We start from the raw sequence: 2504 nt of genomic DNA on the forward strand, positions 1-2504 counted from the left end.
CGCACTAAAGAAATTTAATAAAATAAAAGTTTAAACCACTTCAATATCTGCCGGCCATGGAGGGTAAAAAATAAGTTTTTGATTTTTTTGTATAGAAGTTTTTCCTGAAAGCCCATGCCCCTTAACGACCGGTAAAGGAAATAGCCAAATCTTACCCATACCCTGCCTTTTAGCCCCGATTGAAGCGGCATCCTCCCCGCCGCCTGCTTTTGCGGCGGGGAGATACAGCGTAAAGCGGGACCATGCGTTTGCAAAAACGCGCTTAGCCGGGTGCTCCTTATCTTGCGGTAATGAGGTGGGTCAAGCCATATTTTACGCTATATTTGCACTATGCTGTTTTCAGAAATTTTAGGCCAGGACCATATAAAAAGCCATTTGACCAAAAGCGCTGAAGCAGGCCGGATACCCCACGCTCAGCTTTTTGTGGGGCCCGAAGGCTCAGGCACACTGCCTATGGCCATTGCTTATGCACAATATATTTTATGTTCTAATACGGCACGTGAGAACTCCGGCGGCAATGAAGCCTGCAACCTCAAATTTAGCAGCCTGAGCCATCCGGACCTTCATTTTGTATTCCCCGTTGCGGCCAATAATGAAGTGAAAAGCCACCCTGTAAGCGCCAGTTTTTTAAAGCAATGGCGCGAGTTTGTTGCCGAAACGCCTTATGGAAGCCTGTTTGACTGGTATAAAAAAATCGATATACAAAACAAGCAGGGGCAAATAGGCGTAGACGAAGCACATGAAATTGTAAAGTCGCTTTCGCTGAAGGCCTATGAAGGGGGCTATAAGGTGATGATTATCTGGATGGCCGACAAAATGAATATGGCTACATCCAATAAACTGCTGAAACTGCTGGAAGAACCGCCGGCTAAAACTGTATTTATACTAATAGCCGAAAGCACTGATGATATTTTACAAACAATAGTGTCCAGGTGCCAGCTGCTGCATTTTGGCGGGCTGAGTGAAAAAGTTATTACCGATGCGCTTGTCACCCGCCTGGGGCTGGAGGCACGGGCAGCTTATAAACTGGCGCACCAGGCACAGGGCAACTTTAACAAAGCGCTGCACCTGCTGCGCAAAGATGATGACGGCTATCCTTTTGAAGATTGGTTCGTCCTGTGGGTAAGGGCTGCTTTCAGGGCTAAGGGAAATGCCGCTGCCATACACGACCTGATCGCATGGAGCGAGGCTATAGCGGGCATAGGCCGTGAAGCACAAAAACAGTTCCTTGCCTTTTGTATCGATATGTTCCGGCAGGCGCTGCTGCTCCACTATAATGCGGGGCAACTGGCCTACATGGAGCCTAAAGCCGACAATTTTAAACTGGAGAAATTTGCGCCGTTTGTTAACGGCACCAACATCAATGAGATATTTAAGGAACTTTCAGACGCAATATACCATATCGAGCGCAATGGCAATGCAAAATTAATCTTGACCGACCTCTCCATAAAACTTACACGTTTAATCCATAAAAAATAAAAATTATGCTGCTAAACGACCACCTTCTCCCCGCTATTATTATGATTCTTGCCTTCCTGGCCATAACCTTCATACAAAGCGGGTATGACAAAGTAACCGAGTGGAATGGCAATGTAGAATGGCTCAAAGGCCATTTTGCGCAAACGTTCCTCAAAAACCAGGTGCCGGCCGCGCTGTTCCTCATCCTGGCGCTCGAAGTAGTTTCCGGGGCTTTTGCCGTCATCGGCATCATCGAACTGCTGGTTAACGGAGGCATACAGTTTGCACAGTGGGCGGCTTTACTGTCGTGCATCACGCTGCTGTCCCTGCTGCTGGGCCAGCGCATTGCCAAAGATTATGACGGTGCCCGCACCATAGTGATCTATTTCATACCGGCAGTGCTGCTCCTCAGCTGGCTCAACTGATTTAGGCTCCTTTTGATATACATTTGAAAAATCATCCCGTCAAAAAAGCCCCTAACTTCGGGCAAAGTTGCCCCGGGTATAATTTTTCGGAGCTATTTCCTGCTGTCCGCTCTATCTCCCCGCCGCGAAAGCGGGCGGCGGGGAGGATGCCGCTCCCATCAGGGCTAGGGGGAAGTTCCGGTATTTTCCGGATTGTTTTAAGGATAGTATCAATAGTGAGTTTCATCTTCGATGTATTCACCTACTGCTTTAGATTTGCTTTTTCTGTAATTCAATTTCATAAACTTTTGCTTCAGATTCTTTTTCGCAAAACTCTGGCTTATAATGTTNGGGGGAAGTTCCGGTATTTTCCGGATTGTTTTAAGGATAGTATCAATAGTGAGTTTCATCTTCGATGTATTCACCTACTGCTTTAGATTTGCTTTTTCTGTAATTCAATTTCATAAACTTTTGCTTCAGATTCTTTTTCGCAAAACTCTGGCTTATAATGTTACTATTCCTTGCTGATAATAAGCTTTTCTAAAGTTCACCATCAGCTTTTACTAAATTAAAATCTGCCTTTTTATAGTTTGTTCTCAATAGCGTCCTAAACAATAAAAAAAAGAATGGTTAGTTTTTAAC

At 45.3% G+C, this 2504-nt stretch carries 2 protein-coding genes; both read left to right on the plus strand.

Annotation, left to right across the window (positions count from 1 at the left end; translation table 11 throughout):
• The first annotated feature begins 330 nt into the window (after positions 1–330).
• Positions 331–1479, plus strand: coding sequence for a DNA polymerase III subunit (locus CHU92_RS06475; RefSeq protein WP_094413781.1), 1149 nt, complete (start codon positions 331–333; stop codon positions 1477–1479).
• 5 nt (positions 1480–1484) lie between these two features.
• Positions 1485–1883: a DoxX family protein gene (locus tag CHU92_RS06480; RefSeq protein WP_094413783.1), complete on the plus strand. Its 399-nt coding sequence runs from the start codon at positions 1485–1487 to the stop codon at positions 1881–1883.
• Positions 1884–2504: the final 621 nt, after the last annotated feature.

Source organism: Flavobacterium cyanobacteriorum, assembly GCF_002251835.1.
Taxonomy (GTDB): domain Bacteria; phylum Bacteroidota; class Bacteroidia; order Flavobacteriales; family Flavobacteriaceae; genus Flavobacterium; species Flavobacterium cyanobacteriorum.

Excerpts from the sequence above, each read along its gene's own strand:
- CHU92_RS06480 (WP_094413783.1), top strand. The coding sequence starts at position 1,485 with ATGCTGCTAAACGACCACCTTCTCCCCGCTATTATTATGATTCTTGCC.
- CHU92_RS06475 (WP_094413781.1), top strand. The coding sequence starts at position 331 with ATGCTGTTTTCAGAAATTTTAGGCCAGGACCATATAAAAAGCCATTTG.